Annotated in this window: 24 protein-coding genes and 2 pseudogenes; 13 read left to right on the forward strand and 13 right to left on the reverse strand. The window is 71.9% G+C overall.

The genetic code is table 11. The features are described 5' to 3' along the window. Window positions 1-597: 597 nt before the first annotated feature. From B1L11_RS29455 to B1L11_RS29465, 3 genes are read left to right on the forward strand one after another with little or no spacing between them, the layout of a single operon-like run. Complete coding sequence (locus tag B1L11_RS29455; protein ID WP_079318316.1) at window positions 598-993, forward strand: TraR/DksA C4-type zinc finger protein; 396 nt, start codon at window positions 598-600, stop codon at window positions 991-993. Next, a complete protein-coding gene (lspA, locus tag B1L11_RS29460) occupies window positions 966-1,700 on the forward strand; it encodes a signal peptidase II (RefSeq protein ID WP_079318366.1) in 735 nt (244 codons plus the stop codon). Before B1L11_RS29455 ends, lspA begins: the two co-directional genes overlap by 28 nt. Continuing rightward, complete coding sequence (locus B1L11_RS29465; protein ID WP_079318318.1) at window positions 1,592-2,521, forward strand: RluA family pseudouridine synthase; 930 nt, start codon at window positions 1,592-1,594, stop codon at window positions 2,519-2,521. The genes lspA and B1L11_RS29465 overlap by 109 nt, the downstream gene beginning before the upstream one ends. 53 nt (window positions 2,522-2,574) lie before the next feature. On the opposite strand, the gene B1L11_RS29470 is transcribed toward B1L11_RS29465, so the two are convergent. After that, complete coding sequence (locus B1L11_RS29470) at window positions 2,575-3,156, reverse strand: TetR/AcrR family transcriptional regulator (protein ID WP_179155379.1); 582 nt, start codon at window positions 3,154-3,156, stop codon at window positions 2,575-2,577. A 150-nt stretch (window positions 3,157-3,306) separates the two neighbouring features. Between B1L11_RS29470 and B1L11_RS29475 the strand changes: the two genes are divergently transcribed. Next, window positions 3,307-3,720: an organic hydroperoxide resistance protein gene (locus B1L11_RS29475; protein WP_079318320.1), complete on the forward strand. Its 414-nt coding sequence runs from the start codon at window positions 3,307-3,309 to the stop codon at window positions 3,718-3,720. Window positions 3,721-3,899: 179 nt separating this feature from the next. Here B1L11_RS29475 and B1L11_RS48750 read toward each other — a convergent pair whose 3' ends face one another. The 3 genes from B1L11_RS48750 to B1L11_RS29490 form a co-directional block, all read right to left on the reverse strand. After that, window positions 3,900-5,474: a serine/threonine-protein kinase gene (locus B1L11_RS48750; protein ID WP_218671391.1), complete on the reverse strand. Its 1,575-nt coding sequence runs from the start codon at window positions 5,472-5,474 to the stop codon at window positions 3,900-3,902. A 96-nt stretch (window positions 5,475-5,570) separates the two neighbouring features. Continuing rightward, window positions 5,571-6,293 carry a hypothetical protein gene (locus B1L11_RS29485; protein WP_143737635.1) on the reverse strand — a complete coding sequence of 241 codons (723 nt, stop codon included), beginning with the start codon at window positions 6,291-6,293 and terminating at the stop codon, window positions 5,571-5,573. Then, window positions 6,290-7,546 carry a serine/threonine-protein kinase gene (locus tag B1L11_RS29490; protein ID WP_079318326.1) on the reverse strand — a complete coding sequence of 419 codons (1,257 nt, stop codon included), beginning with the start codon at window positions 7,544-7,546 and terminating at the stop codon, window positions 6,290-6,292. Before B1L11_RS29490 ends, B1L11_RS29485 begins: the two co-directional genes overlap by 4 nt. Before the next feature lie 345 nt (window positions 7,547-7,891). Between B1L11_RS29490 and B1L11_RS45735 the strand changes: the two genes are divergently transcribed. From B1L11_RS45735 to B1L11_RS29515, 5 genes are all read left to right on the forward strand, one after another. Next, window positions 7,892-8,464 carry a hypothetical protein gene (locus B1L11_RS45735; protein WP_143737636.1) on the forward strand — a complete coding sequence of 191 codons (573 nt, stop codon included), beginning with the start codon at window positions 7,892-7,894 and terminating at the stop codon, window positions 8,462-8,464. A 76-nt stretch (window positions 8,465-8,540) separates the two neighbouring features. Continuing rightward, window positions 8,541-9,230: a M48 family metalloprotease gene (locus tag B1L11_RS29500; protein ID WP_179155380.1), complete on the forward strand. Its 690-nt coding sequence runs from the start codon at window positions 8,541-8,543 to the stop codon at window positions 9,228-9,230. Beyond that, window positions 9,227-11,323 (forward strand): hypothetical protein, encoded by a 2,097-nt coding sequence (locus B1L11_RS29505; protein ID WP_143737637.1) that lies wholly within the window; start codon window positions 9,227-9,229, stop codon window positions 11,321-11,323. The genes B1L11_RS29500 and B1L11_RS29505 overlap by 4 nt, the downstream gene beginning before the upstream one ends. Before the next feature lie 278 nt (window positions 11,324-11,601). Next, complete coding sequence (locus B1L11_RS29510) at window positions 11,602-14,439, forward strand: M14 family zinc carboxypeptidase (RefSeq protein ID WP_218671392.1); 2,838 nt, start codon at window positions 11,602-11,604, stop codon at window positions 14,437-14,439. Window positions 14,440-14,501: 62 nt separating this feature from the next. Next, window positions 14,502-15,932, forward strand: coding sequence for a M1 family metallopeptidase (locus B1L11_RS29515; RefSeq protein ID WP_079318336.1), 1,431 nt, complete (start codon window positions 14,502-14,504; stop codon window positions 15,930-15,932). Window positions 15,933-15,979: 47 nt separating this feature from the next. On the opposite strand, the gene B1L11_RS29520 is transcribed toward B1L11_RS29515, so the two are convergent. From B1L11_RS29520 to B1L11_RS29535, 4 genes are all read right to left on the reverse strand, one after another. Beyond that, a complete protein-coding gene (locus tag B1L11_RS29520) occupies window positions 15,980-16,615 on the reverse strand; it encodes a response regulator transcription factor (RefSeq protein ID WP_079318338.1) in 636 nt (211 codons plus the stop codon). Continuing rightward, on the reverse strand, window positions 16,612-17,757 hold the full coding sequence (locus tag B1L11_RS29525; protein WP_079318340.1) for a sensor histidine kinase: 1,146 nt from the start codon (window positions 17,755-17,757) through the stop codon (window positions 16,612-16,614). Before B1L11_RS29525 ends, B1L11_RS29520 begins: the two co-directional genes overlap by 4 nt. A gap of 168 nt (window positions 17,758-17,925) precedes the next feature. After that, a complete protein-coding gene (locus B1L11_RS29530) occupies window positions 17,926-19,722 on the reverse strand; it encodes a cellulose binding domain-containing protein (RefSeq protein ID WP_079318354.1) in 1,797 nt (598 codons plus the stop codon). Between the two features lie 162 nt (window positions 19,723-19,884). After that, the gene (locus tag B1L11_RS29535) at window positions 19,885-20,601 is read right to left on the reverse strand and encodes a DUF2470 domain-containing protein (RefSeq protein WP_079318356.1); all 717 of its coding nucleotides are present in this window, start codon (window positions 20,599-20,601) and stop codon (window positions 19,885-19,887) included. 67 nt (window positions 20,602-20,668) lie between these two features. Between B1L11_RS29535 and B1L11_RS29540 the strand changes: the two genes are divergently transcribed. Beyond that, on the forward strand, window positions 20,669-20,875 hold the full coding sequence (locus tag B1L11_RS29540) for a hypothetical protein (protein ID WP_256863005.1): 207 nt from the start codon (window positions 20,669-20,671) through the stop codon (window positions 20,873-20,875). A 30-nt stretch (window positions 20,876-20,905) separates the two neighbouring features. Here B1L11_RS29540 and B1L11_RS54200 read toward each other — a convergent pair whose 3' ends face one another. Both B1L11_RS54200 and B1L11_RS52275 read right to left on the reverse strand, forming a co-directional pair. Continuing rightward, window positions 20,906-21,151: a GNAT family N-acetyltransferase gene (locus B1L11_RS54200; RefSeq protein WP_306291723.1), complete on the reverse strand. Its 246-nt coding sequence runs from the start codon at window positions 21,149-21,151 to the stop codon at window positions 20,906-20,908. After that, window positions 21,043-21,603, reverse strand: a complete 561-nt coding sequence (locus B1L11_RS52275; protein WP_256863006.1) for a hypothetical protein — start codon at window positions 21,601-21,603, stop codon at window positions 21,043-21,045. Before B1L11_RS52275 ends, B1L11_RS54200 begins: the two co-directional genes overlap by 109 nt. A 160-nt stretch (window positions 21,604-21,763) precedes the next feature. On the opposite strand from B1L11_RS52275, the gene B1L11_RS29550 reads away from it, so the two are divergent. Then, window positions 21,764-22,537 (forward strand): MerR family transcriptional regulator, encoded by a 774-nt coding sequence (locus B1L11_RS29550; RefSeq protein ID WP_079318358.1) that lies wholly within the window; start codon window positions 21,764-21,766, stop codon window positions 22,535-22,537. 189 nt (window positions 22,538-22,726) lie between these two features. Beyond that, a complete protein-coding gene (locus tag B1L11_RS29555; protein WP_179155381.1) occupies window positions 22,727-23,194 on the forward strand; it encodes a hypothetical protein in 468 nt (155 codons plus the stop codon). 44 nt (window positions 23,195-23,238) lie between these two features. On the opposite strand, the gene B1L11_RS52280 is transcribed toward B1L11_RS29555, so the two are convergent. From B1L11_RS52280 to B1L11_RS45750, 3 genes and pseudogenes are all read right to left on the reverse strand, one after another. Then, a complete protein-coding gene (locus tag B1L11_RS52280) occupies window positions 23,239-24,717 on the reverse strand; it encodes a hypothetical protein (protein ID WP_079318360.1) in 1,479 nt (492 codons plus the stop codon). A 407-nt stretch (window positions 24,718-25,124) separates the two neighbouring features. Continuing rightward, window positions 25,125-25,580: pseudogene (locus B1L11_RS55275) on the reverse strand (serine/threonine-protein kinase); the annotation flags it as partial. Window positions 25,581-25,609: 29 nt separating this feature from the next. After that, window positions 25,610-25,855 (reverse strand): hypothetical protein, encoded by a 246-nt coding sequence (locus B1L11_RS45750; RefSeq protein WP_143737640.1) that lies wholly within the window; start codon window positions 25,853-25,855, stop codon window positions 25,610-25,612. Between the two features lie 340 nt (window positions 25,856-26,195). Here B1L11_RS45750 and B1L11_RS29570 point away from each other — a divergent pair. After that, window positions 26,196-26,816 (forward strand): annotated as a pseudogene (locus B1L11_RS29570) (hypothetical protein); the annotation flags it as partial.

Consider the following 26,816-nt stretch of genomic DNA (forward strand, 5'->3'; position numbering starts at 1 on the left):
CTCCGCGGTACCACCCTTCTTGACGACCGGGCAGAGCCGGGCGCCCTCTCGTTTTCTCTCCGCTGCCGGTTCTACTCGGCCGGGACGGCCTTTCTTCCGGCGGCTCCGGGGTGATCTTCCCTTCGCGGCCCGCCCCGGGCTCACACCGTCCCCGGGTCGCTGAGCGGGCGGATGCGGAGGTACTCGTCCCCATCAACGCCTTGCAGACTATGACGATAACGCAACCCGGCCGGTAGGGCTTCCCGATATACAGGCGACGTCCCGAGTGAGACCCGGCCCGTCGCGGGAATACGTGGGAGGAACACGCGGAGACTCCGCGATTGTTGTGAGGGTGGGCACGGCTGTCGCCTCGGCATTCGGGGCATGGGGTCTGGGCGGCGCCGCCCGCGGCACCGCCCACGACAAACTGATCGAAACAGAGAGTGACGAGGAGGAGCCGGTCGAATGCACCACCCGGTCACGGGTGGGGTAAAAGCCTCGGCGAGTCCGTTGCCGATCCGTTATCGGCGACTTATTCTGCCCGGACCGGCTCGAATCGCACCCGCCTCGAAGGGTGTCCTGGGCTCGAAGGGGTTCTGGGCGAAGGGGAGGCCCGCAATGACGACGCGCACGGCGAGAACCGCCACCAGTGACGACGTCTGGTCCGACGAGGAGCTCGCCGAGGTCCGCGAGCGGCTGCGGCACGAGATCGAGGAGTTGCGCGGCGACATCGCCCGGGCGGAGGAGCAGCTCGCGTCCGGGGACGTGAGCCAGGGCGCGGGGGACGATCCGGCGGACGCCGGAGCCAAGACGTATGAGCGTGAGCGTGAGATCGCCCTTACCCTGAATGCGCGCGACCTGCTCGCGCAGAACGAGCGGGCGATCGCCCGCGTCGAGGCAGGGACTTACGGAGAGTGCGAATCGTGCCACAAGCCGATCGGCAAGGAGCGCCTGCGGGCATTCCCGAGGGCGACGCTGTGCGTAGCGTGCAAGCAACGGGAGGAGCGCCGCTGAGCGGCGAACCGGCGAGGCCCAACCGGGCGCGGAGGATCGCTCTTCTCGTCGTCGTCGCCGCCGTCGTTTACGCGCTCGACCAGGTCAGCAAGCTCCTCGTCGTGGAGTTCCTGGAGCACGAGGAGCCTCTCACCGTCGTGCCCGGCGCGCTGGTGCTGACCGTGATCCGCAACGCCGGCGCCGCCTTCAGCATCGGCACCGGCATGACGATCGTGTTCACGGTGATCGCGCTGGGCGTCGTCGTCGCGATCGTGCGTACGGCGCGGCAGTTGCGCAGCCTGCCCTGGGCGATCACGCTCGGCCTGCTGCTGGGCGGGGCGCTCGGCAACCTGACCGACCGCATCTTCCGCTCGCCGGCCCCGTTCCAGGGGCATGTGGTCGACTTCATCCAGGTGTTCCCGGTCACCCGGTTCCCGGTGTTCAACCTCGCCGACTCGGGCATCGTGTGCGGCGGCGTGCTCGCCGTGTTCCTCGCCTGGCGCGGCTATCAGATCGACGGCACCCGCCAGACGGACGAGCCCGCCGAGGACCGCACGCAGAACCACGCGGAGGGCGAGGCGGACACACAGGCCGGTGAGCCGGCGGGGGAGCGGGGCCGATGGGTGACCAGCGCAGCCTGCCCGTGCCGGACGGCCTGGAGGGCGAGCGCCTCGACGCCGCCCTGGCCAGGCTCTTCGGCTTCTCCCGCACCCGCGCGGCCGAACTGATCGCCTCGGGGGACGTACTGGTCGACGGCGCCGTCCCGGCGAAGTCCGACCGCGTCCACGCCGGGGCCTGGCTGGACGTCACGATCCCGCCGCCGCCCGCCGCGCCGATGCCGGTGGCCGAGCCCGTGCCGGGCATGACGATCCTGTACGAGGACGACGACATCGTCGTGGTGAGCAAGCCGATCGGCGTGGCGGCGCACCCGACCGTCGGCTGGACCGGCCCCACCGTGATCGGCGGCCTGCTCGGCGGCGGCCACCGGGTGTCCACGAGCGGCGCGGCCGAGCGGCAGGGCATCGTGCACCGGCTCGACGCCAACACCACCGGGGTCATGGTCGTCGCCAAGAGCGAGCGGGCCTACTCGCACCTCAAGCGGGCGTTCAAGGAGCGCACCGTCGACAAGCGCTACCACGCGCTCGTCCAGGGGCACATGGACCCGTTGCGGGGCACCGTGGACGCCCCGATCGACCGGCATCCGTCGGGCGACGGGCGCTTCGCGGTGGTGGCCGGGGGCAAGGACTCGGTCACGCACTACGACACGATCGAGGCGTTCCGGGCGGCGTCGCTGCTCGACATCAAGCTGGAGACCGGCAGAACGCACCAGATCCGGGTCCACATGGCCGCGCTCAGGCACCCGTGCGTGGGAGACCTGCTGTACGGCGCCGACCCCACCCTCGCCGCCCGCCTCGGCGTGGGCCGCCAGTGGCTGCACGCGGTCTCTCTGTCGTTCGAGCACCCGGCGAAGGGGGAGTGGATGACCTTCACCAGCGACTACCCCGCGGACCTGGCCCACGCGCTGGAGATCCTCGCGGACGAGGGCTGACGCCGCACTCCAGGTCCCCCGTTCCGGCGGGCGAGGCGTCTCGCCGGGAGACCTCAGCCGCGGGGGACGTGCCGGTCGATCAGTGTCCGGGCGGCGGCCACGGCGCGCCCGGCCGGGCCGGTCGGGCCCAGGGTGGCGGCGTTGGCGTAGAGGCCGGAGATGACGAGCATCAGCATGTCGGCGAGCGCGTCGGGGTCGGTGGCGTGCGCGGCCTCCGCCAGGGCGCGCAGGCGCAGGCGTAGCCGGTCGAGATGGGCGACGGCTTCCTGGCGGCCCGGGTGTGCGGGGTCGCGGAACTCCGCTGACGTGTTGTAGAAGGTGCAGCCGTGGAAATCCGGGGCCTGAACGCTCTCCTGCGCGAGTTCGACGACCGTCAGGAGTTGTCGGGCGGGGTGGCCCTCATGGAGGGCCAGCGCCTGCTCCATCCGCGACCATGATTCGGCGTCGAGCTCGCGCACCCATGCGGCGACCAGGTCGTCCTTGCTGACGAACTCCCGATAGAGAGCGCTCTTGCCGAGCCCCGTCTCCTCGACGACCTGCTGCATGCCCACCGCCCGGGCTCCGTGTTCGCCGAACAGCCGGGCGGCCGTCTCGAGGATGCGCTGCCTGGTGCCGGGCGCCGGTCTACGCGTCACCGTCGTCGGTTCCTTCCGTGTCCCCGGTTTCCGTGTCCTCAGGGCCTCTGGAATCTGCCCGTTGACAGAGTAGCGCCGTGCTCCCAACAATGGACCGATCGGTCCGGACCGATCGGTCCGCAATGGCGTTCCACGGGAAAGGCAGCACGCATGCGCATCTACACGGCGACGGTCACCTCTACCGGCCGCGACGGACGGGCGACCTCCTCGGACGGCAAACTGGACGTCCAGCTCGCGATGCAGAAGGAACTGGGCGGCAACGGCGACGGCACCAATCCCGAGCAGCTCTTCGCGGCGGGCTACGCCGCCTGCTTCGCGACGTCGCTGAAACTGGTGGCGGGCCGGAAGAACCTGGACGCCTCCGACGCGTCGGTCACGGCCGAGGTGGGGCTGTCCCCCAATGGCAAGGGCGGCTACCAGTTGGACGCCGTCCTGCGCGTGCGGCCACCCGCCGGCCTCTCCTCGGCAGAGGCTCACGACCTCGTGGAGACCACCCACCAGGTGTGCCCGTACTCCAACGCCACCCGCGGCACCATGCGAGTCGACCTGATCGTCGAGCAGTGATCGTCGCGGCGGACGGGACGGTATCGCCGAAGGTCGTAGGGACGATCAGGCGCGGCTGATGGAGGTGTCGCCCGGGCGCGTCGGGCGGGCAGACCGAGGTGAATCCCCGGGGGGCTCGCGGAAGTGGGCGCCGGGGACGTCACCGATGGCGGTGCGGAGCCTTCCGCCGCATCCGGGAGTCAGGCCTCCCAGTCGTTTTCCGGCTGGGTGTAGCCGTCGGGGAGGTCACCGGTGTCGTCAATGGTGGCCTCCTGGCCCTCGCCTTTTCCCTGGCCCCCACCCTTGCCCTGGGACGGCGCGCTTCCGCCGCCGTTCCCGGGCTTGGACGTGGAGGGCTGCCCATCGCCGGATCCCTTACCCGAGTGCTTGCCCGGGGGAGACTCCTTGGGCTTGCCCGCACCCTGGGACGGGCCCCCGGTGTGCTTCTCCTCGGACTTCCCCTTGTCGGACTTCTCGGACGATCTCCCGGTGGACCTGTCCGCGGGCCCGCCGCGATCCGTGCCGGAGGCGCGCGATGAGTGCTTCGCCACCGGCTGGGGGGCCGTCTTCTCCGCATCGCGGCTCTCGGTCCGCTTGCCGGTCTCGGCGGTCCTGGGGTCGGCGGTCTTGGTCGCGAAGACCGTCACCGTGGGCGTGCTCACCACGGCGGTCCCCCTCGGGTCGGCCGGAAGCCTGGCGGTGGCGAACGCGACGGCGCCGGCCGCCAGCCCGACGAAGGCGACGAGTGCTCCGGAGCCCGCCGCCAGCGCCCAGGGCCTGCGGCGCCGGCCCGCCGGTACGGGCACGGGGACCGGGACCGGCGTCGGGGTGCCCTCGCGGAGGGGCACGGGCGTGGACATGGGAGCCGAAGGCGCGGTGTCGAAGATGGGCATCAGGCGGGCGAGCCGGGGCGGCTGCCGCGGGCGCGGCACGACCGGGCCGGTCACCTGGCCGGTGGCCACGGCGTGCAGGTGCTGGGCGGCGTAGTCCGCGCTCATCCTGCGGTCCGGGTCCTTGATGAGCAGACCCTCGATCACCGGTGCCAGCGGCCCCGCGTTGTGCATCGGGCCCGCATCCTCGTACATGACCGCGGCCAGCGTCGCCAGCGCGTGACCCCGGTGGAACGGCGAGCGCCCCTCGACCGCCATGAACAGCGTCACTCCGAGCGACCACAGGTCCGACGCCCGCTGCGCCTGCCGTCCCGCCGCGCGCTCCGGGGCGATGAACGCCGGCGTGCCGATCAGCATGCCGGTGCGGGTGACCGGGGAGTCGTCCTCCATCGCGGCGATGCCGAAGTCCGTCAGCACGACCCGCCCGTCGTCGGCGAGCAGCACGTTGTCGGGTTTGACGTCCCGGTGCAGCACCCCGTTCGCGTGGGCGACGCGCAGCGCGGCCAGCACCTGGGACCCGATCTCCGCCACCCGCCGCGGTGGCAGGGGGCCCTCCTCGCGGATGACCGATCCCAGCGTCCGGGACGGTATCAGTTCGAGGACGATCCAGGGGTAGCCGTTCTCCTCGAAGGCGTCGTACACTGCCGCGACGCTCGGATGGCTCAACCGCCCGGCGGCCCTGGCCTCACGGAAGGTCCTGATGGTGAAGACCTCCCGCTCCGGGCCGGTGAGCTCGGCCGACGCGAGCAGCTCCTTGACCGCGACCTCCCGTTCGAGCACCTGGTCGACGGCTCGCCACACGGTGCCCATGCCGCCCCGCCCCAGCGGCTCGATCAGGCGATAGCGTCCTGCCACGACACGTTCGGAGGTCTGCGCTTCAGCCATGGTTGTCGCGCTACCCGTCTTGGGCGAACGCATGCGACATCGTTACTGTTCTGGGGCGAAATCCCCCTTGACCTGCGGATCTTCACCGAATCGTTATTATGGCCGGAAGGTGCGCGTGAAGGCGTTGAAGTAGGACAAACCGGAAGTCCATCGGGAGTCGGCGACCTGCCAGTAGAGGGCGACGCAGCGGCCGTCGTCGAGCCGGAAGGCGCGGTCGAGCACCCGCACCTTGCCGGCGTCGGTCATGTGGGTGAACTCCCAGTCGGCGGAGGGCACACCGAGGTAGCTTCCGGAGGCGAGGCCGATGCGCTCGTAGCCGCGCAGGTATCCCTTCTTGGTCGAGGCCGCCTCGACCGTGCGCAGCGCGGCCACCGGGTCCGTGGTCTCCCAGGGGGTGAAGTCGACCTGCAGGTAGTCCCGCCCGCTCGGGTCATGGAAGCGCACGCGAGTGGCCTCCCTCTTGAACGGGACCCAGCCGGAGGGCAGGGCGATCGAGAAGCCCAGGGAGTCGCGGTGGGTCTTCCACCCCTTGGGCGGCGTGGCCGCCGTCGGCGTGGGTGGTTCCGGTGACGGCTCCTCCGACGGCTCCTCCGTCGACTCATCCGACGGCCGCGTGGACGGCTCGCTGGAGGCGCTCGGCTCGGTGTCCCCCGAGGTGCCGGTGTCCCCCGTGGTGGGATCGGAATCCGAGGTGGGATCGGCGCCCGACGGCGTGAGGTCCTCGGCGACGGTCCCGCTGCCGGCCAGTGTGCTGTAGCCGTACCAGCCGCCCGCGACGACGGCCACGAGCAGCAGCGGTAACAGGACGAGCAGGGTCACCTTGGTCGCGGAGCCGCGCGCCGCGGGGCGGGCACCCGGCGCGGCGTACGCGCCAGGATGCGCACCCGGTGGAACGGCCGGGCCGCCGGAACCCGGGTGGCCCATCTGGGCCCCTTGGCCGCCCGGACTCGTGGGGTAGCCTGCCGCACCCGCGCCGCCGCCCGGGCCGGTCGGCCCCGGATAAGTGGCGGCTCCGGGCCAGGAGGGGGATCCGCCGGACTGGTGCGGGCCGCCGTACGACTGGGCACCGTACGGCTGAGGGGGGCCGGCCGGGCTCTGACTCCAGGACCCGGGCTGCCCAGGCTGCGCCGGGATGGACGGCGCACTGTCCACGCTGTTCCAGCCGGAGGCGGTCTGCGGCCACGGGCCGGAAGGCTGCGGCGGGCCGGACGGTGCGCCGCTACGGGAACCGGGCTCCGGCCCGGATGCGGCGGAGCCGGTCCGGCCGCCATGGCGGCGTTGAGAAGGGCGGCCGCCTCGGCCGCGCCGATGCGCCGGGCCGGGTCCTTGCGCAGCAGGCCTTCGAGCACCGGCGTCAGGGCGCCCGCCCGCTGGGGCGGGGCCGGGTCGTCGTGCAGGATGGCCGCCATCGTGGCCACCGGGGAGTTGCGGTCGAAGGGTGTCCTGCCCTCGACCGCGGCGTACAGCGTCGCGCCGAGGGACCACAGGTCGGACTCGGGGGTCGCGGGGTGGCCGTTCAGCCGCTCGGGCGGCATGAACGCGGGGGTGCCGGTGATGCCGCCGGTCATGGTCAGCGCGGCCTCCTCCGGCATCGTCGCGATGCCGAAGTCGGTCAGCACCACCCGGGTCTCCCCGTTGAGCAGCACGTTCTCCGGCTTGACGTCCCGGTGGAGCACTCCCGCGGCGTGCGCGGTGCACAGCGCGTCGAGCACCTGCAGGCCGATCGCGGCGACCCGGCCGGGCGGGAGGGCGCCCTGCTCGCGCAGCACCTGGCCCAGCGACCGCGACTGCACGAGCTGCATCACGATCCAGGGGCGGCCGTCCTCCTCGATCACGTCGTGGACGACGACGACGTTCGGATGGTCGATGCGGCCCGCCGCCCGCGCCTCGCGGATGGTGCGCCGGTTGAACGTCTCCCTGTCCTCTTCCGAGGTGGGGTGGTAGAGCACCTCTTTCACGGCCACCGTGCGATCGAGCAGGTCGTCGTGGGCACGCCAGACCACGCCCATGCCTCCGCGGCCGATCGGCTCGAGCAGGTGATACCTGCCCGCCACCCGACGCTCCTCGTCCACCCTGTCCTCCTAGAAACCCCCTGAATGTTCCCACAGCCCGGCCCACGCCCGCCCCGGCCGCGTGTGGGGAATTCCGGTGAAGGGGACGTCCTCATAAGGATGCTGGCCCGGGCTTTCCGGCGGCCTGCGTCGCGCTGCTCGGGCCGGATTCGTGACGCCGGCGCGCTGGGTCGCTCGTACCGTCCCGAATTTGTCATGCCGGAGTGAGCCGAGAAGGGATGGCGGCGGCCGGACAGCTCTGCTGGGCGCTCGCAGCCGGGACGGGTAAAAACGATTTCCGTCTCTTCTGAATATCGGTGTCATCGTGTTCCCCGGCGGCATCTGCGCGGGTCATACGATGGTGACATGACTGATGACATGGGGACAGGGCGGGTGAATACGGCAGGCCGTTATCAGTTACGGGACATCGTCCGATATGTAATAACCGACGTAGCTCCTGAGGAGCTGCCCTATCTCGATGGGCTCTGCCGATTCGACGACAAAACCATATTGCGACGGCTGAAACGAGGAGACCGGTCGGATGAACCTCTCGGGTTCGGCCTGGGAGACATCGTCACACTGCTGACGCCCATCGTGTGGCTGGCACTGGAGGAGACGGCACGCCGTGCCGCGGACGCGGCGGTCGACGGCGCGGTCAGGAGAGGGAGGGCCGGACTTCGCAGGATCCTCCACCGGCCGAAAGAGCCCTTGACGCTGCCCCCGCTGACCCCTGAGCAACTGGCCGACCTGCGACGTAGGGTGATCGAGGTAGGCATGCGCCACGGTCTGGACCTGCCGGCGGCGGAACGAATCGCGGACGCGGTGGTAGTGCGGTCGGCGCTGCGCGATCTGGATCAGCCTCCGTCCGGCGTGGCGGGAGACGAGGCAGGACAAGCCGAGGACGACGGGACCGGCGGCCTCCCGGCTCCGCATGCCTGACCTTCCGGGCGGCCCCGGGGTCACCGCGTCCCTCGTTCTGCGGGTGGATCAGCGTGTCCTGAGCGCGGGGACGACCATGCGCTTCGTGCTGCTGCTCATTCTGATCTTGAGCAGCGGGCTCGGGATGATGTCCGACGTCGAGGGATCCGGGCGCGCCGGCACTTGCCCGTACGCGGCGGGGCTGGACACCGTCGACGGCGAGTTCTTCCCCAACATGGCTGTCCTCCTCGACCAGCGGGACGCCCTGGCGGCGTGCTTCGCCCGCTACGGTTCGGGCGTGCCGTGGTGGTGGCGCCTCCTCTGGGTGCTCCTGTTCGTTGCCGCCTCCGCGGTGCTGTTCTGGGGACTGCCGGCCTGGAAGGGGCGCTCCAGCCGGGTCGTTCCTGTCGAGACGGTGGACGGCGGGGGCGACCTGCGCTCCGAACTGGAGGGCCTCGTCGCGACAGCCGGGCTGGCCCGTGCCCCGCGCTTCGTCGTCGCTTCCGGCGAAGCGGGGGCGAACGCGGTGACCTTCGGCCGGCCGGGACGCTACACGGTGTGCCTGAACGACGGACTCGTCGTGAGCCGATCCACCGATCCGCAGGGTTTCCGCACCGTCGTGCTTCACGAACTCGCCCACATCCGCAACGGCGACGTGGTCATCACGTATGCCACCGTCGCGCTCTGGCGGGTGTTCATCGTCGTGGTGATGCCGCTCTACCTGGTCAAAACGGTGATGGGCGTGCTCGGGACGCACCCGAATACCGGGTGGGGGAGCTTCCGGTGAGCACGCGGAACGTGCTGCTGATGGTTTTGATGGTGGCGCTGGTCCACCTGGCGCGAGCGGACGTCCTACGCAGCCGCGAGATCTACGCGGACCTGGATGCGCTGGCCTGGGGAGGCGACACCGAGGCATGGAGACGCAGGGCCGCGGCCGTCCGGAGCCGGCGCAACCGGCCGCTCGCGAAGTTCACCCAGCTGTGGAGCACCCATCCACGCTGGGACCTGCGCCTTCGGTCCCTCACCGAGCCGGCCGCGCTGTTCGGCCTGCAGGCACTGCCGTTCTTCCTCACTGGGGCCGCCACGTGGCTCCTCATCCATCAACTCGTCAACGCGAACACCTCCGGATGGATCAGTGGGTGGGCCGACGGCGCGACGGTGCCGCTGGCGGCCGCCGTCCTGACCGCCGTCATGGGTGTGGCCGTGTGGCGGTCGGCCACCCATGCCGTTCTCACCTCCCGCCGGGTTCCCACCGGGCTGGGGGCGGGACTGTGGCTGGGGGCAGGCCTGGCCGTGGGTGAGCTGACCACGAACCGCCTGGCCGTCAACAAGTGGACCCCGTCTCACATCGAGTCCCTGCTACTCATCGTCCTCGCCGCGGCTGTGGTGACATGGTGGACCGCCCAATGCGCCCGGATCTGGATCAGGACATGGCGGTGGGGGCCGCTACGGATTGGCATGCTGCTGGTCCTGCCGGCGACTTGGCTGCTCTTCTTCACGCTGCTCTCCTGGTGGAAGAGCAATGACCGCGCCATCGCGAACGGCTGGCCGTTCTCCTCCAGCGCCTGGATGGAGATACTCGTCCCCGGTTCCACCGGTCACCACTCTGGCCTCCTGGTGGCGCTCGCCGTCCCGGTGGCTCTGCTCAGCACCGTTGTCGTCACCACGCCGTCCGCCGCATGGGCCGTGCAGGCCCTGTGGCTGGTCCCGCTCCTCGCCTGGGGAGCCGGCCCGGCCAGGAGCATCCCGGGCTGGGTGAGCAGGGCTTTGGGTGACGCGAAGGCGCCGGACTCGATCAGGGAGGACGTTCCCGGCTTGCGGGGACCACTGCTCGTCTCCGCGCTCGGCGGCGTGGTGTGCTGGGGGGCGTTCGCGGTCGTCATGGCGTCCATGCACTCGGGGCGGGAGGCGTGGCGCACGGACGACGAATTCGTCCTCGTCTACGCGGCGTGGTGTGCACTGGTCCTTGTGGCCGCCGTCGCGGCCAGTGCGGTCGTCACGGCCGTGCTGGCCCGTCGCTACCGGCTCCTCGTCGCGCTTGTCAGCGCCGGCGCAGCCATGGTGGTCGGTGGCGCCGGGGTGTTCCTGCTCCTGGCGACGGACGGATGCGTGCCGCCACTCAGCACGCTGGCGGAGTCCTGCGCGTGGCGGCCCGGCGCAGCCTGGGACACCTTCTCCGGCGTACTGCTCTACGCGTCGGTCGCCGCGATGATGACCGCGACGATCGCGGTCATCCCGCTCGCCGCCGTGCCGCGGTGGCGTCGGCGGAAATCGCCCGGCGCGGTCCCGGCGCCCGGGGATCCTCGCCGTGGCCTCCGTACCCGCCGTGCCGCCGTCGCCGCCGTCACGGTGATCAGTTTGGGATTCACCACCGCGGTCTTCGCGACGCTGTCGGCCGCGTCCGAGGAGCACCGGCAGCAGAGGCGCCCTGGCGCCGTCATCGAGGCCCTCGTCCGCACCGACCGGCCGGATCCGGCACCGCAGATGCGGAGGCTGCAGGCGCAGTCATGGCTTCTCCACGGTGGCCTGGAGCTGGTGGACGGCTTCGTGGATGTTCACTTCCGCCTCCGCGATGCTTCCCGCTCTCATCCGCCCGACCACGCCCGTTTCCGCACGGTGTGCGCCGCTGTCGACCGGCTGACCCGGCAGGCCGGCGCCTACTTCCGGGTGCCGGATCCGCAGGGTCAGGACCTGTGGGCGAAGGCCGTCGGCCGGATGAAGAAGGCGGCCGCCGACTGCCTGCGCGGTTTGGCCGAGGGGAACGGCGGCCTTGTCGACAGGGCGGCCCTGGAGTTGACCGCCACAGAGAGCGAAGACCTGATTCCTGCCCTCGCCCGGATCTCCGTGATAGGGGCCACGACGGCCGGCGGATCGTCGTAACCGACAGCTCGGGGGCGCGGGCGGGCCGTGACCATCGGCCGAAGCGGGCGAACCCGATGCCCAGTTGTTATCGGACGTTATAAAAGGACGATTCGGTCAGAAGATGCCACATTGACATGCGGAAACGCCATTGCTCACAGTTTCCATCCGGATGTGGTTATATTTCGCGGCGTCTTGTCCGGTTTATTCCCTTCTAATACTGTCCGCAGTGACTTTGTCGTTTCCCGGACGGGTGCTCCCCCCGAGACATCCCCCCGTCCCCCCCGCCTGGAGGCGAGATGCGGTTACGCACGACGTTGTGCGGAAGATCCCCCTACGGCATGGCGCTCGGCGTCGCGGTCCTGGTGTCGGCCGCGCTCACGCTGACGCCCGCGTCCCCCGCGCAGGCCGACCCGGCCGACGCGCGTAAGGCGCCCGAACGGTGCAGCACCGACCCGAACGCCCACCTGGGCAAGGTCCCGGCTCCCGAGCAGTTCTTCGGCTTCCCCCTGGGCAAGGGACAGCCCCGGGTGCTCACGACCGAAGAGATCAAGAAGTACGTGGAAGCGGTCGGCGGCGCCTCGGACCGTGTGGTCACGGGCACCGTGGCGCACAGCGTGACCGGCCAGGACCTGCCGTACGCCATCGTGTCGAACTCCCACAACATGGTCCCGGGGCAGCTCAAGAAGATCGCGGACCAGATCCGTTCGCTGCGCGACCCGAGGTCGCTGCGGGCGGACAAGGCGGCGCGCATCGCCGACGACTCGCCGGCCATCGTCTGGATCGCCGGCAACGTGCACGGCGGTGAGAAGAGCGGCGCCGACGCCGCGCTCAAGACCCTGTACGAGCTGGCGAGCGGCCTGTCCTGCGACGTGGCCAAGCGCAACGACAACCTGGTCACGGTCATCGTGCCGACCCAGAACCCGGACGGCCGCGACGCGAGCCGCAGGCAGAACGAGTACGGCTTCGACCTCAACCGGGACTGGTTCGCCCGCACACAGCCGGAGACCGACGGCAAGATCGAGATGCTGCGTCAGTACCCGCCGCAGGTCTTCGTCGACGCGCACGAGATGGGCGGGCGGCAGTACTTCTTCCCGCCCAACGCCGACCCGATCCACCACGAGATCGCCGACCAGCCGGTGAACTGGATCAACCGCATCGGCGCGGCGAACGCGGCGGGCTTCGGCTACAACGGCGCTTGCGGCGGCGCGGTCACCACCGAGTGCTACTTCAACTACGCGACGTACGACCTGTTCTACATGGGCTACGGCGACAGCGTCCCGGCCGCGGGCTTCGGCGCCGCCGGGATGACGTTCGAGAAGGGCAGTTCGTCGGCGGTCGAGGACCGGGTGCAGCAGCAGTTCAACACCCAGTGGGCGACGACGGGCTGGGCCGCCGACAACCGGCGCGAGGTCCTGAACGGCTACTACTCGATCTGGCGGACCGCGCTCGCCGAGGGGGCCGCCGGCACCCTGGAGCCGAACGAGGTCGTCCAGCCGACCAACACGGTCCGGTTCCCGGTGCCCGGCATCACCATCCGGTCGTACTTCCTGCTGCCCGACCGGCAGCTCGGCGACGTGCGCCGGCTGGTCGAGCGGCTGCGCCGCATGGACGTCGAGGTCTACCGGGTGAAGAAGCCCGTGAAGGTGCCCTCCGCGCGGGTCTTCGGCGGCCGGACGGCCAGTGACGTGACGGTTCCCGAGGGGGCCTACTGGATCCCGATGGACCAGCCGCAGAAGCACTGGATCCAGGCGGTCATGGGGGAGGACCCGTACGTCCCGTTCCCCTACTTCTACGACGTCTCCTCGTGGAGCAACCCGCTGCTCTCCGGCGTGAACACCATCTCCACCGGCGACGTGCTGTCGCCGAAGGCCGACCTCGTCAGGGACATCGACGGCGGCGTGGCCTCCGCCGCGCCCCGGGGCGGGTCGTACTCCTACCCGATGGACTCGGCCGCCGCGTCCGAGCTGACCTTCCGGCTGCTCGGCGCGGGCGTGCCGCTCACGCGTGACGACCGGACCGGTGTCGTCAGCCTGCCCGCCACGGCGACGAACCGCGGCGAGCTGGACAAGCTGGCCCGCTCGCTCGGCGTGACGGTCGAGGGCGCCGCCGCCCCGGCCTCCGGCGCCGCGCTGCACACTCCCGACGTCGGCCTGTTCGCCGGCACCGGCGTCTCCACCACCTCCGGCTCGTACGGCGAGGCCCGCTACGTGCTGGGCGACCGCTGGGGCCTCGGGCTCACGCCGGTGACCACGGCCGACATCAACGGCAACACCCCGGCCTTCACCGAGCGGACCGTCCTGCTCGTCCCGGACGGCAGCAGCGCGAACGGCGGGCTGACCGCGCAGGGCCTGGCCAACCTCAGGCAGTGGGTGTCCGCGGGCGGCACGTACGTCGGGCTGCGCAACGAGGGCACCCGGGTCGCCAGGTCCGCGGGCCTGACCTCCACGACCGAGAAGGCCAAGCCGACCGGCTACCAGGTCATCGGCTCGCACTTCCGGGTGGACGTGGCCCAGGGCAGCCCGGTGTCGCTCGGCCGGCCGGCGGAGGACTTCCAGTTCAACAACGGCGACCCGATCCTCAACCCCAGCCAGACCGGGGTGAACGTGCTCACCTACCCCTCGGATGACACGTTCTGGTCCAACGGCTACACGGTGGGCGCCGAGGCGCTCAAGGGCACGGCCTCTCTCGTCGACGAGCCGACCGGGGCGGGACACGCCGTGCTGTTCGCGTACAACCCGCTGTTCAGGGCGTACAACGAGAACGGCATCCACCTCCTCGCCAACGCGCTGCTGTACCCGGCGGGCGGTGCCGCGCCCCAGGCGAAGCAGCGCATCGCTTCGGCACGGCCGGAGACGGAGTCCCTGCGCAGCGCCGCGGCGACGGCGGAGGAGCCGCCGAACCTCGGCGGGGAGTGGCGGCCGATCGTCATCCAGGTGGCCGACGCCGACCTCGCGCGGGCGCAGGCGGTGGTCGAGCGCTACACGGACACGGCGCTGACCGCGTCCGCGGACGGCTCGTCCTACATCACGATCCCGAACCCCGACGGACTGTCCGCCGACGAGCACCCGTTCGTCCGCGACCTGGTCCGCGACCTCGGCGCGGCGGGCATCCCGCTCCGCTCCGTCGTCGCCTGATCTCACGCGAAGAACCGGATCGGGCGGCCGGCCCCGGCCGCCCGTCCCGTGAAAGGACTCTCATGACATCGTCCCGTTCGCGTCGGGCGGCGCGGCTCGGCGGCGCGGCCCTCGCGGCCGCGCTGCTCACCGCGGCCCAGGCGACCACGGCTCTCGCGGCTCCCGGGGACCCCGGGGAGCCGCGCTACTCCGCGGGCGCCCCCTCGCTCGGCGACCCGTACTTCCCCGACCAGGGCAACGGCGGCTACGACGTGCGGCACTACGACGTCACGTTCTCCTACGACCCCGCCACCAAGGTCATGGACGCCACCACGGTGATCACCGCGGTCGCCACCCAGGACCTCGACCAGTTCGACCTGGACTTCCGCGGCCCGCAGATCACGTCGCTGAAGGTCGGCAAGCACCCGGCCGCCTACCGGCGGGACGGGCAGGAGCTCGTCGTCACCCCGCGGCCGAAGCTCAAGACCGGGGAGACCTTCACGGTCACGGTGACGTACGCGGGGACGCCGCCGGTCGTCACCGACCCCGACGGCTCGATCGAGGGCTGGGTGCCGACGGACGACGGCGCCTTCGTGCCGGGCGAGCCGCAGGGCGCCCCGGCGTGGCTGCCGGCCAACGACAGCCCGGCGGACAAGGCGACGTTCACCTTCCACGCGACGGTCCCGGAGGGCGTCACGGTGGTCGGCAACGGCCGCCTGGTGTCCAGGACGACCGCGAACGGCACGACGACGTTCGTCTGGGACTCGGCCGAGCCGATGGCGACCTACCTCGCCACGGTGACCCTGGGGAACTTCGTCGTCAACGAGACGACCACTCCCGGAGGCATCCCGGTCTACACGGCGGTGGACCCCCGCCTGGTGACCCAGTCGGCCGCGGCCGTCGCCCGGATCCCCGACATCCTGGACTACTTCTCCTCGATCTTCGGGCCGTACCCCTTCAACCAGGCGGGCGCCATCATCGACCGCGCGCCGAACGTCGGCTACGCCCTGGAGAGCCAGACCAAGCCGATCTTCTCCAGCGCGCCCGGCGTCGGCACGATGGCGCACGAGCTCGCGCACCAGTGGTACGGCGACAGCGTGAGCGTCGGCAAGTGGTCCGACATCTGGCTGAACGAGGGCTTCGCGACGTACGCGACCTGGCTGTGGACCGAGCACACCGGCGGCGCCACCGCGCAGCAGACGTTCAACAGCTCCAGCAACTACGGCCGGGCGGCGAGCTCGTCGTTCTGGCAGATCGTCACGGCCGACCCCGGCCCCGAGGACATGTTCGGCAACGTGCCGTACAACCGCGGCGCGATGACGCTGCACGCGCTGCGCGGCAAGATCGGCGACGCCGCCTTCTTCGCGCTGATCAAGGACTGGGCGGCGCAGCACCGGTACGGCAACGCGGGCACCGCCGACTTCATCCGGGCGGCGGAGAAGGTCTCGGGCATGGACCTGAAGGCGTTCTTCGACGTGTGGCTGTTCCAGAAGGGCAAGCCCGCCTCCTGGTGAACCCGTTCCGGCGGCTCCCCGGCAGGGGAGCGCCGCTGTTCCGGGGGTCACGAACGCAGGTGCAGGGCGAGCTGGATGCGGTCGCGCAGGCCCAGCTTGCGCAGCACGCTGGACACGTGGTTCTTGACCGTGCCCTCGGTGATCGACAGGTGCGCCGCGATCTCCCTGTTGGCGGCCCCGGCGGCGACCATCCGCGCCACCTCCACCTCGCGGGCCGACAGCAACTCCTGCCCGCGGAAGGCGACCGGGCTCACCGGCAGGTGCCGCAACTCGGCGACCAGGCGGGCCGCGACCGGGCTGCCCAGCACGGTCTCCCCGCGGCTCACCCGGTGCACGGCCGTGACCAGTTCCTCCGGCGAGCAGTCCTTCAGCAGGTAGCCGGTCGCGCCGCCGCGCAGCGCGCCGAAGATGAACTCGTCCTCATCGAACGTGCTGAGCACGACGACCGCCACCTCCGGATGCTCGGCGGCCAGGCGGACGATCAGCTCCACGCCGTTCATGCCCGGCATGCGCATGTCCACGAGCGCCACGTGCGGGCGGCGGTCGCCGATCACCCGCAGCGCCTCGTAGCCGTCGGCCGCCTCGCCCACGACCTCGATGCCGTCCTCGACCTCCAGCAGCTTCCGCAGCCCCTGGCGCAGCAGCGCCTGGTCGTCCACCAGCACCACCCTGACCGCCGTCATGCCCGCACCCCCAGCGGCAGCTCGGCGCGCAGCTCGAACCCTCCGCCCGGCCTGTTGCCGCCGGTCAGCGTGCCGCCGAGCGCTCTGGCCCGATCCGCCAGCGACGCCAGCCCGAAGCCGCCGCGCGACCGGTCGTCCCTGCCCGTTCCGTCGTCGCTGACCACGAGCGCCACCTGGGCGTCGCCGAACGTGAGCGTGCCGTGCACGTGCTCCGCACGCGCGTGCCGCAGCGCGTTGGTGAGCCCCTCCTGCAACACCCGGTAGAGGACGAGCTCGGTGTCGGCCTCCAGGCGCCGTTCCTCGCCCCGCACCTCGAAGGTCACGCTGATGCCGGTGCCGTCGAACGACGCCGCGAGCCGTTCGAGCGCGGCGCTGCCGACGCGGCCGTCCAGCGCGAGCGGCCGCAGCGCGCGCACCCAGCGCCGCGCGTCGGCCAGCGCCTCCACCGTGAGTTCCTTGGCCTGGCGGACCTCCGCCCAGGCGGCCTCGGGGCGGCGCTCGCGGAAACGCTCGGCGTTCTCCAGGCCCATCTTGACGACGGTCAGGTGATGGCCGACCGAGTCGTGCATCTCCGCCGCCATCCGCGCCCGCTCTTCGGCGACGGCCAGCTCCCTGATCCGCTCCAGCAGCCCCTGGGCCTCCTCCCGCCTGTGCCGCGCCTCCAGCGTGGACGCCGCCATGCCCAGGACGAACGCGGAGAACACCGCCATCCCGGCGGCCTGGATGAGGCCGTCGGCGATCGTCGAGCCCACGAGCGGGGGCATGATCGCGCACACGACCGTGACGCAGGACAGGATGATCGTCGCGACGCGTATGCCGTACAGGAACGCGAGGTTGGCCACCGCGACGAGAATCAGGGGCATGTGGTATGAGGCCACACCGGTGACGCCCATCATGAGCGTCGCCGCCAGGAACAGCGGCCCCACCCAGAGGCGGCCCCTCGCCCGGCTCCACGGCAGCGCCGGCCAGAGCGCCGCGACCAGCACCAGGTTGGCGCCGAAGAGCACGCACTGCAGCGGGGCGACGGCGCCGGTCACGGCCGCCTGCGCGAGGCCGGTGGTCAGCAGGGCCGTCATCGTCCAGAACACGAGGTTGAAAAGGAACGGCCGGTCGGCGTCGCGAAGCCAGTCGAAACGCGCCATGGTCTCGACCCTAGAGCGATTCGGATCGGATGCAATCGTCCATCGGAACCATGACCATGGTCATGCCCGTGTCCATCCACCGCTCGATCACGGCCGGCCCTGACGGCCGGTGCCCGCAGTGGTGGGGCCGCGCCGCCCGCACCTGCGTACGGGCGGGCGCGGCCGGGGTCAGCCGGTGGTGCAGGAGATCGGCGCCGGGACGTCGCCGGTGCCGTTCCCGGTGAAGCCGAACGACGTGGAGGCTCCGGCGGCCAGGCTGCCGTTGTAGCTCACGTTCTTCGTGGTGACGGCGGCGCCCGACTGGGACACCGCGGCGTTCCACGAGGAACTGATCGTCTGGCCGTTCCGGTACGACCAGCCGACGGTCCAGCCGGAGATCGCGGTGGTGCGGGTGTTCGTGACCGTCACATCGGCCTGGAAGCCGCCCGGCCAGGAGTTGGTCACCTTGTACGTCGCCGAGCACCCCGAGCCGCCGGGCGTGGGGGAGGCCGACGGCGAGGGGGACGGCGAGGGGGACACGGTGCCGCCGCCGGACGCCTTGAGGACCGTGATGGAGTACGGCGGGAGCGTGATCGAGGTGGCGGACGACGCGCTGCTCGTGCTGATCGAGGTGGCGCCCTTGCGCCACTGCACGACGGTGGCCGCGCCGCCCGGGGAGAAGCCGGAGTAGGACAGCGAGACCGTCGTGGAGTTGTTCAGGTCCTTGTTGACGAGCACGACGTTGACGCCGCCGGAGGTCTTCACCGCGTGCGCGGCGAGCAGCGAGCTGGACGAGGACGCCTTGACCAGCGTGTCACCGGGCGATCCGGCCCTGCCGACCATGGCCAGGCCGTAGTAGGGCGGCAGCGGCGTGTTCACCGGGGGCTCCCCGGAGCTGCCCGAGGACAGGATGCCGAAGTCGTTGTAGTCGGGGGTCCCGTCGTCGTTGGTCTTCGGGCTGCTGCTGGTGCCGTTGTGGAGGCTCCACCAGTCGACGTTCATCACCCCGTTCTCGAACCAGGTGAGGTAGCTGTCGGCGGCGCCCAGGGCCGTCGTCGCGCTGTTGAGCTGGTAGTTGAGGTTGGCCTCCGTGACCGCGATGCCGATGCTCGACGCCCTGCTCCCGGCGTATTTCGCGAGTAGGGAGCGGACCGTGCTCACCATCGGGGCGATCTGCGAGACCTTCGTCAGGCTGTCGGCCGCCGACGTGGCGCCCGGATACCAGTGGATGATCACGAAGTCGGCCTTGTCCTGCACGATGGACATGACCGTGTTGTTCCAGTCCGCGCTGTCGCCCGAACCGACGACGCCGTCCGGCCAGCCGCCGGGGGTGGTGAGCACGACGCCCACCTTGATCGAGGAGTCCACGGCCTTCATCGCCGAGATGTACTGGAGGACGTTGTTCGCGTACGCCTTCGGGCTCTTGTCGGCGTGGTTGTCCTGCTCCCAGCCCGAGCCGTAGTGGCCGTTGCCGTAGACCTCGTTGCCGATCTCCCAGTATTTGACGCCGTACCCCTTGGTGACGTTGGCGTACCGCACCCAGTCGGCCGCCTCCTGGGCGGTGCCCGTCCCGTAGTTGGCGATGACGACCGGCTGCGCGCCGGCCGAGCGCACCGTGCTGACGTAGGTGTCGAAGTCGGTGCCCGGGGCCACGTAGCCGCCCTCGGTGGTGTGCGTCTTCCAGTGGTAGATGTCGCCGTAGGAGCCGCCGGGGTAGCGGACGGCGGTGAAGCCGGCGTCCCGGAGCAGACCCGAGACGGGGGAACTGTTCATGTTGCCGTCGTAGACGGCGACGTTGACGCCGTGACCGGCGGCCGGGATCGTGCCGAGGCTCGTGCCGGTGTTCACCGTCACGGTGGCGGAGGTCGCGGCCGAGGCGGGCGCGGTGACGGCCGTCGCCGCCACGAGGGCCGACGCGGCGGCGAGCGCCGCCGACGTCAGCAGGGCCAGGCCGGCGCGCCGCCGGCGGGTGAGCGAGCCGTGCATGGGGAGCTCCTTCGAGCGGTCGCGCTGTCGCCCTCTCCGGGCGCAGGTCGAGCCGCATCCTTTTCCTCGCCATGCCGGACGGTCAACGCCCAGGCGGTCCGCAAGGCTCTGACCTGCGGACGATTTCGTATGGACCTGCAACTTTCATCGTCGTTTCCCAGATCACTGGGACAGCAGGCAGGCCAGGGCGCGTTCGAGTGCCGCGGGCGTCGCGACCGGCGCCGGCCAGGGGACCCTGACCAGGTGGCCTGGCCCCGGCCGCAACGTGGCGCCGTAGCGGTCCAGCTCCCACAGCCACACCTCCTGGGCGGGTTCCCCCGTCAGCCGCTCCGCCGCCTCCCTCAGTTGCCCCGCATGCGACTCGTTGACGTGGCGCACCATGCGTTCGGCCAGGGGGAGCAACGGGTCGGGGGCCGAGGCGAGGTAGCTCTCGGCGTCGAGGACGCCGGACTCCTGGCCGCTCAGGTAGATCACGTGGCAGACGTCGACGCGCAGCAGCGCGGGTCCGCCACCCTCGACGGCCGCGAACAGGTCCTCGTCGGGGCACGCCTCCGCGATGGCGACCGCGGCGGCGCGTGTTTCCGCCGCCGGCACGGGCTGCGTCCACCCTCGCACCTTCAGCAGGGCGCGGGGCCGCTCGACCCCGCCGACCTCCCTGATCGCCGTGAGGTCGACCGTCACCAGGGTCTCCGCGGGCGCGGCGTACAGGGTCTCGCCCGGCTTGACCAGCAGGACCGGCCGGCCTCTGCCGTCCACGCCGCCGCGGGCGGCGGACGCGGACACGCCGGACCCGGCGACGGAGACGTGTGTGGGCGCCGCCAGCGCCGCGAGCGTGCGTACGCGTTCGGGGACCGGGACGGCGGTGACCGGATGGCGCATGGGGAGCTCCTCGACAGTAGGTTAGGCTCACCTTAGTAAGGCTTGCCTAACTTGGAAAGAGGGCGTCATGCGCTACACGGGACCGAAGGTGCGGCTGTCCCGGATGCAGCCGTTCGCGGCCGCCGCCGAGGGCACGTACGCGGACGAGCGGATCGCCCCCTACCTCGACGTCGACCACCGGGGGCTGCGCTTCACCCTGCTGCGGCGCCCGGAACGCGAGGAGATCGTGGTCCCGGTGGACGAGCAGCTCGTGGTCGAGCACTACTCCCGCTGACCCCGGCGGCGGCTTCGGCGGCGTATACCGTCATGGCGTACGGAACCCGCGGAACGTCACGCGCTTGCGGACCACGAAGCCGAGCCGCTCGTAGAGCGCGATCGCGTTGACGTTGGCTTCGGCCGCGTGGAGGAACGGGCGCTCGTTCCGGGACGTGATACGGGTGATCAGTGCGCGTACGAGGCGCGAGGCATGGCCTCGCCCGCGGACTTCGGGGGCGGTGCAGACGGCGCTGATCTCGGTCCATCCGGGCGGGCGGAGCCGTTCGCCCGCCATGGCGACCAGGACGCCGTTCTCGCGGATACCCAAGTAGGTGCCGAGTTCGAGAGTCCGGGGCCAGAACGGTCCCGGCCGGTCCGCGCGGTGAGATCGAGCATCTCGGGCACGTCGCCGACGCCCAGCTCGACCATGTCCGAGCCGGGCTCGGCAGGACCGGGGCGGCCGCCCGCGGGCCAGATCATCTGGAAGCCGTCGAGAGTGAAGACCGGTTCCCAGTCCGCGGGCGGGGTCGCCGGGCAGCTGAACAGGTCCGCGAACTCGCCGCGGCCGAGCAACCGCGCGAGGTCGGCCCACTCCGCCGGGTCCGGGTCGGCGGACACCGTGGAGAAGGTCGCGACTTCCGGCAGGTAACCGGCCGCCCGGCCGAGCCGGCGGGCCAGGTGCGCGTGATGGCCGCGGAGCGACTCACCGACCGGGTCGTCGAGGGCGACGGCGTCGCGGTCGACCATGTGTTCTGTGCCTTTCGTGTCGTGCGCGGGTGAGAGCCGCTGACCACTCGCAGCCGCAGTGTAGCCAGGCGAGTTCCTGTCCCCGCCTGGGGGAGGGGTCCGATCGCGCGCTCGGGCGTGGCTTGAACCTCCCGTTGGGAGAGGTCGTAGCGTTTCGCACGTGATCGGGGCAGACGACGCCGGGCGGCGATGGTCGATCGGCGAGCTGGCGCGGGCGACCGGGATGACGGTGCGCGCGCTGTACCACTACGACGAGATCGGGCTGCTGAGCGCGAGCGAGCGTACGCCCGCCGGGCACCGCCGCTACACCGAGCGCGACCTGCGGCGGCTGTACCGGGTCCGCGCCCTGCGGGCGCTCGGCCTGTCGCTGGAGGAGATCGCGGGTGTCCTCGACGGCGCGGCGGACGACCCCGGGTCGATGCGCGATCTGCTGACGGCGCAGTTGCGCAGGCTCGACGAGCACGCGGAGCTGATCGGGGTGCTGCGTCAGCGGATCCGCGGGCTGCTCTGGCAGACCGGCGACTCGTCCGGCCCCGATCCGGATCGGTTGATGACCACCTTGGAGTTGATGTCGGTGTTCGAGACGTATTTCACAGCGGAGCAGCGCGAGCGGCTGGCCGAGCGCAGGGACGCGCTGGGCGGCGAGGGCGTCGAAGCGGCCAAGCGCGAGTGGACGGGGCTGGTCGAGGAGGGGCTGCGGCTCATGGAGACCGGCGTGCCCGCGGACGACGAGCGGGCCCGGGACCTCGTACGCCGCTGGGACGCGCTGGCGGGCGGGTTCCATCCGGACGGACCGGAAGGAGAGCGGACCAGGGCGGCGGCCCGCAGGATGTGGCGGGACAACAGCGCCGAGATCGGCCGGAGCCTGCCCTGGCCGGCCGAGCGGACGGCCGGCCTGGTGACCTACCTGGAGCAGGCCCGCCACTCCGGCTGAGCTCCCCGTCGTCCCGGAGTTTTCGCCGCCGCGTGTTCGCAGGCGGGCTCGTACAGTGGAGGGAGTGGTGATCGCTTCCGGCCGCCTCGGGCCGGAGAAGGACCGCCGCGAACGGTCGCCCGGAGCAAGGGCGGGCCGGGAGCGGCGGCCCGGTGTTCCTCCCATCCGGCCCCACGACCGGGGGTTCTCATGGCGCTGACGATCGAACGGACCGTTCGGGGGGTCCTGGTGATCCTGGGAGTGGTCACGGCACTCCCGGCGCTCGCCCTGGTCGCCCCGGGAAGGGCGCTGGACTTCTCCTACGGCATCTCGCCGCCGTCCGACCCCATGGCACTGGCGCTGCTCCAGCATCGGGGCATCCTGCAGGGGGCCCTGGGTGCGGCCCTCGTCTGGGCCGCGTTCCACCCGGCGGTCAGGGTTCCGGCGGCGGTGACGGCAATCGTCACCAAGTCCGTCTTTCTCGGCCTGATGGCGGCCTTGCCCGTCGCGGTGAGGGCGGGCGCGACACCCGGCATCCTGTTCGACATCGGCGCGATCGTTCTCCTCGCGGCCGTCCTCACGCTCCACCGCAGGCTGACGGGCTCACACGGGCAGGGCGGCGGGAGCCCGGCCCGGCTTTCCACCGACGGAGGAGGGCGGTCGGCGGCCGGGCGCTGAACCGGACTCCCGCGCCGCCGTCGGCCACTCGGCGGGGGAGCGCGTCACTTCGCCGGCTTGAAGGTGGCGGCCATGGTCTCGAAGAGCTCCTTCTTCTTCTTCCAGTCCTTGTCCTGGGTCTTGTAGAGCAGCGCGTAGCCGTTGTGCTTGTCGGTGACGAAGCCGCGGTCGATCACCCGTGACCGGTACGGGCTGTCGCCGAAGGTGAACTCCCAGTCGGCCGCGGTCTTCCAGTACCCCTTGACCTCTCTGATCTCGATGAGTTTGTAGCCGGGGAAGTTGCGGCTCATCCCGGGCACATCACGCCGCCAGACCTTCAGCGCGTCGGACTCGGGACTGGTGGTGTGGTGGACCTCCAGGTAGGTGTGCGAGTCGCCGCGGAAGCGGACCTCGCCGTTGCCCCTGCCGTCCACGTGCCACCCCTTCGGCAGCGCGATGGAGAACCCGCTCGAGTGCTTGTACTTGTGCCAGCCCTCGGGGACATCCCCGGGTCCGATGGCATCGGAGCTCGGGGAGGGCTCGGGGGACGGGGACGTCGTCGCCTCGTCCGAGGCGGACGCGGACGGCTCGGCGGAGGACGGCGCGGCCGAGGAGGACGCCGAGGCGGAGGGCTTCTGGCCGCCCTTCCCCGTCGCGGCCGGGGCCGCGTCCGACCCGGCGGAGGGGTCGCCCCCCGGGTCGCCCTCGCCCGCCCGCAGGCCGAGGTAGCCCGCCACGCCCGCGACGACCAGCAGCGCGGGGATGAGGATCAGCGCGACCTTCAGCAGGCTGTTCGACGACCGCGGCCGGACAGCGGTGGTGGACACCTCGTGCCACGCCGCACCGCCCTGCGGGGGCACCGTCGCAGGCGCCTGCCTCAGCCCGGCGATCGGGCTCCCGGCGCCGGCGATCCCGGCCGCGCCCAAGGCGTCCTGCGTCCGGTCCGCCGTGGCGGCGCGCCGCTCGTCGCCCGCGCCCGGCGCGGACCTGTCGTTCGCGAGGGACCGGGGCGTCTCGGCGCGGGCCGCTCCGGCGCGGTCGCCCGTCCGGTCCGTACGGCTGTCGCCCCCGGAGCCGGTCGCGGCGCCGATCTCGGAGCCGGTCTGGGAGCCCGTGGAACCGGAGGAGACGGACGACGCCGAACCCGCCGCGCCCTTCGACGCGGCGCTCCCGCCAGTGGCGCCCTTCGGGGTCGCACTCGCGCCGGAGGCCGCCGAGGGCCGTGAGGTCGAGGGCGGTGTGGTCGAGGGCGGTGTGGCCGAGGGTGTCCGCTCGCCGGAGGAGGCGCCGGAATCCTGCGTCTTCCCGGAGGCGGCCGAGCTCTCCGGCGCCTCGCGGTCCTCCTGGCCGGAGGCCGCGCCGGCCTGGCCGGAGGCCGTGCCGGCGGTGACGGCGGGGGCGACCTTGGTGGTGCCGTCCTGGGCGTCCGCCGCCGCCGGACCGCCTTCCTTCCCGGGCTTCTCCTCGGCGGGGGCGCCGGTCGAGGGCGACGTACGGGCGGGTGGGGCGGCCTGCGCTCCGGTCTCCGGCATGGTCTCCGGCATGGCCGCCGGCGCCTTCCCGGCCTCTTCCCGAGCCGGGCCGTCCTCCTGCTCCTGTGCCCCTTCGTCGCGTATGACCGGCAGGGGTGAGGTGATCTCGCCGGGGCCCGGCGCCTCGTCGCGCTCCGCGGGCGTCGCGGGGCGCTGTCGCGGCGGGCGGAGGACACGGGCGGGTACGGCGCCGCGCCCCGGGAGGGTTTGGCCGCACCGGGACGGGAGGCGGGCGTCCGAGGGCTCCGGACCTCCGGCTTCGGGGCCTCCGGCGTCACGGGCCGCGGCGAAGCAGGTTCGGCGGGCGCGGCGGCGGGCCGGGAGGGCGGCGGGGACAGATCCCGCGACGCGCGCTTGAGCAGCCGGGTCAGTTCGTCGTAGCCGGGCCGGTCGGCGGGCTCCTTGGCGAGCATCCGCAGCAGCACGGGACCCAGCGCGCCCGCGCGCCGCGGCGGGGCCGGGTCGTCGTTCAGCACGGCGTGCATGGTGGCCATCGCCATGCCCCGGTCGTGCGGGGGCTTGCCCTCCACGGCCGTGTAGAGCGTGGCGCCGAGCGACCACAGGTCCGACTCGCGCTGCGCGGCCTCGCCGCGGAGCCGTTCCGGGGCGATGAAGGCGGGGGTGCCGACGAGGCCGGTGCGGGTCATGGTGGAGTCGGCTTCGAGCCTGGCGATGCCGAAGTCGGTCAGGACCACCCGGCCGTCATCGGTGAGCAGCACGTTCTCGGGTTTGACGTCGCGGTGCAGCACGCCCTGGCGGTGGGCGGCGCGCAGCGCGTCCAGGATCTGCAGGCCGATCTCGACGGTGCGCTCGGGGGCCAGCGGGCCGTCCTCCCTGATCACCTGCCCGAGCGAGCGGGACGGCACGAGCTGCATGATGATCCAGGGCCGGTCGTCCTCTTCGATCACGTCGTGGACGACACCACGTTCGGGTGGGTGAGGCGGCCGGCGGCCCGGGCCTCGCGCATGGTCCGGCGATTGAGGTCGCTGAGCTCGTCGCCCATGGCGCTGTCGTAGCGGACCTCCTTGACCGCGACCGCGCGGTCCAGCAACTGGTCGTGGGCGCGCCAGACGACGCCCATGCCACCCCGGCCGATCGGCTCCATCAACTGGTACCGGCCTCCGACGAGCCGGCCTTCCGCACGCGACACTCGAACCCCTTCCTGGACCCATGAATCGTCCCACGGATGGCAAAGGGATCAACCGCGTCCATGACCGGCGATCCCGGAATCCGAGACAGATCGGTTCGAGCCGTGGCCCGTCGCTGCTAAGGTCCTTGTTATGGGTAGGTACAGCTCGTTTACGAGGCCGGCTCCGGGAGGGCCGGTCGCGTGACGGTGAGCTAGCGACCATCCGGAGCCGGCTTGAGGCAGGGACGCCAGCGTCTCTGCCTTTTTCGTTCTCGGAAGTCCGATCTCAGCCAGTCCCGATCTCAACGAGTCCCCATGGCAGACGGCCGGTTCCGCGGGGCCGGCCCACGGAGGAGCCCACATGTCGAAGGCAGCCCAACTCGACCGCGACGCCGTACGGATCGGCGACCTCGTGATCGGCGACGGGCTCCCCGTTGTGGTCATCGGGGGCCAGGACGCCCGCTGGCTGCGCCTGCGCGGCGACGGCGGCCCTCCCGGCGACGGCGCGGAAACCGCGCGGGACACGCCGGCGGACTCCTCGGGGGACAGGGCGGACTCCTCGGGGGACAGGGCGGTCGCCGAGGCCAGGGCGCGCTGGACGGGCCCGCTGCTGGTGGAGCCCGCCACAGTGGCCGACCTGCCCGCCGTGGCCCGGCACGCCGACGGAGTGGTGGTCGGGGCGGCCTGGGCGGGCGACCCCGATCTCGTCCGCGCCGCGGCCCGGCTCGGGCTCCCCGTCGTCCTCCAGCGGGGGATCGTCCGGAGCGGGCGCGCGGCGACGCTGGAGGAGTGGCTGGCCGCGGCGGACGACTGCGCGGCCGAGGGCAACGAGGCGGTCGTGCTCTGCGAGAGCGGGGGCCGCGCGAAGCCGGAGGACGCCGCGCCCGACCTCGGGCTCATGCGCGCCGCGCGGGAGCGCACGGGGCGCCCGGCGCTCGCCGGGCTGGGCGGCGACGGCGGGCTCGCGGACGCGGCGGTGGCG

Source organism: Microbispora sp. GKU 823 (assembly GCF_002027145.1).
In the GTDB taxonomy this organism is placed as follows: domain Bacteria; phylum Actinomycetota; class Actinomycetes; order Streptosporangiales; family Streptosporangiaceae; genus Microbispora; species Microbispora siamensis.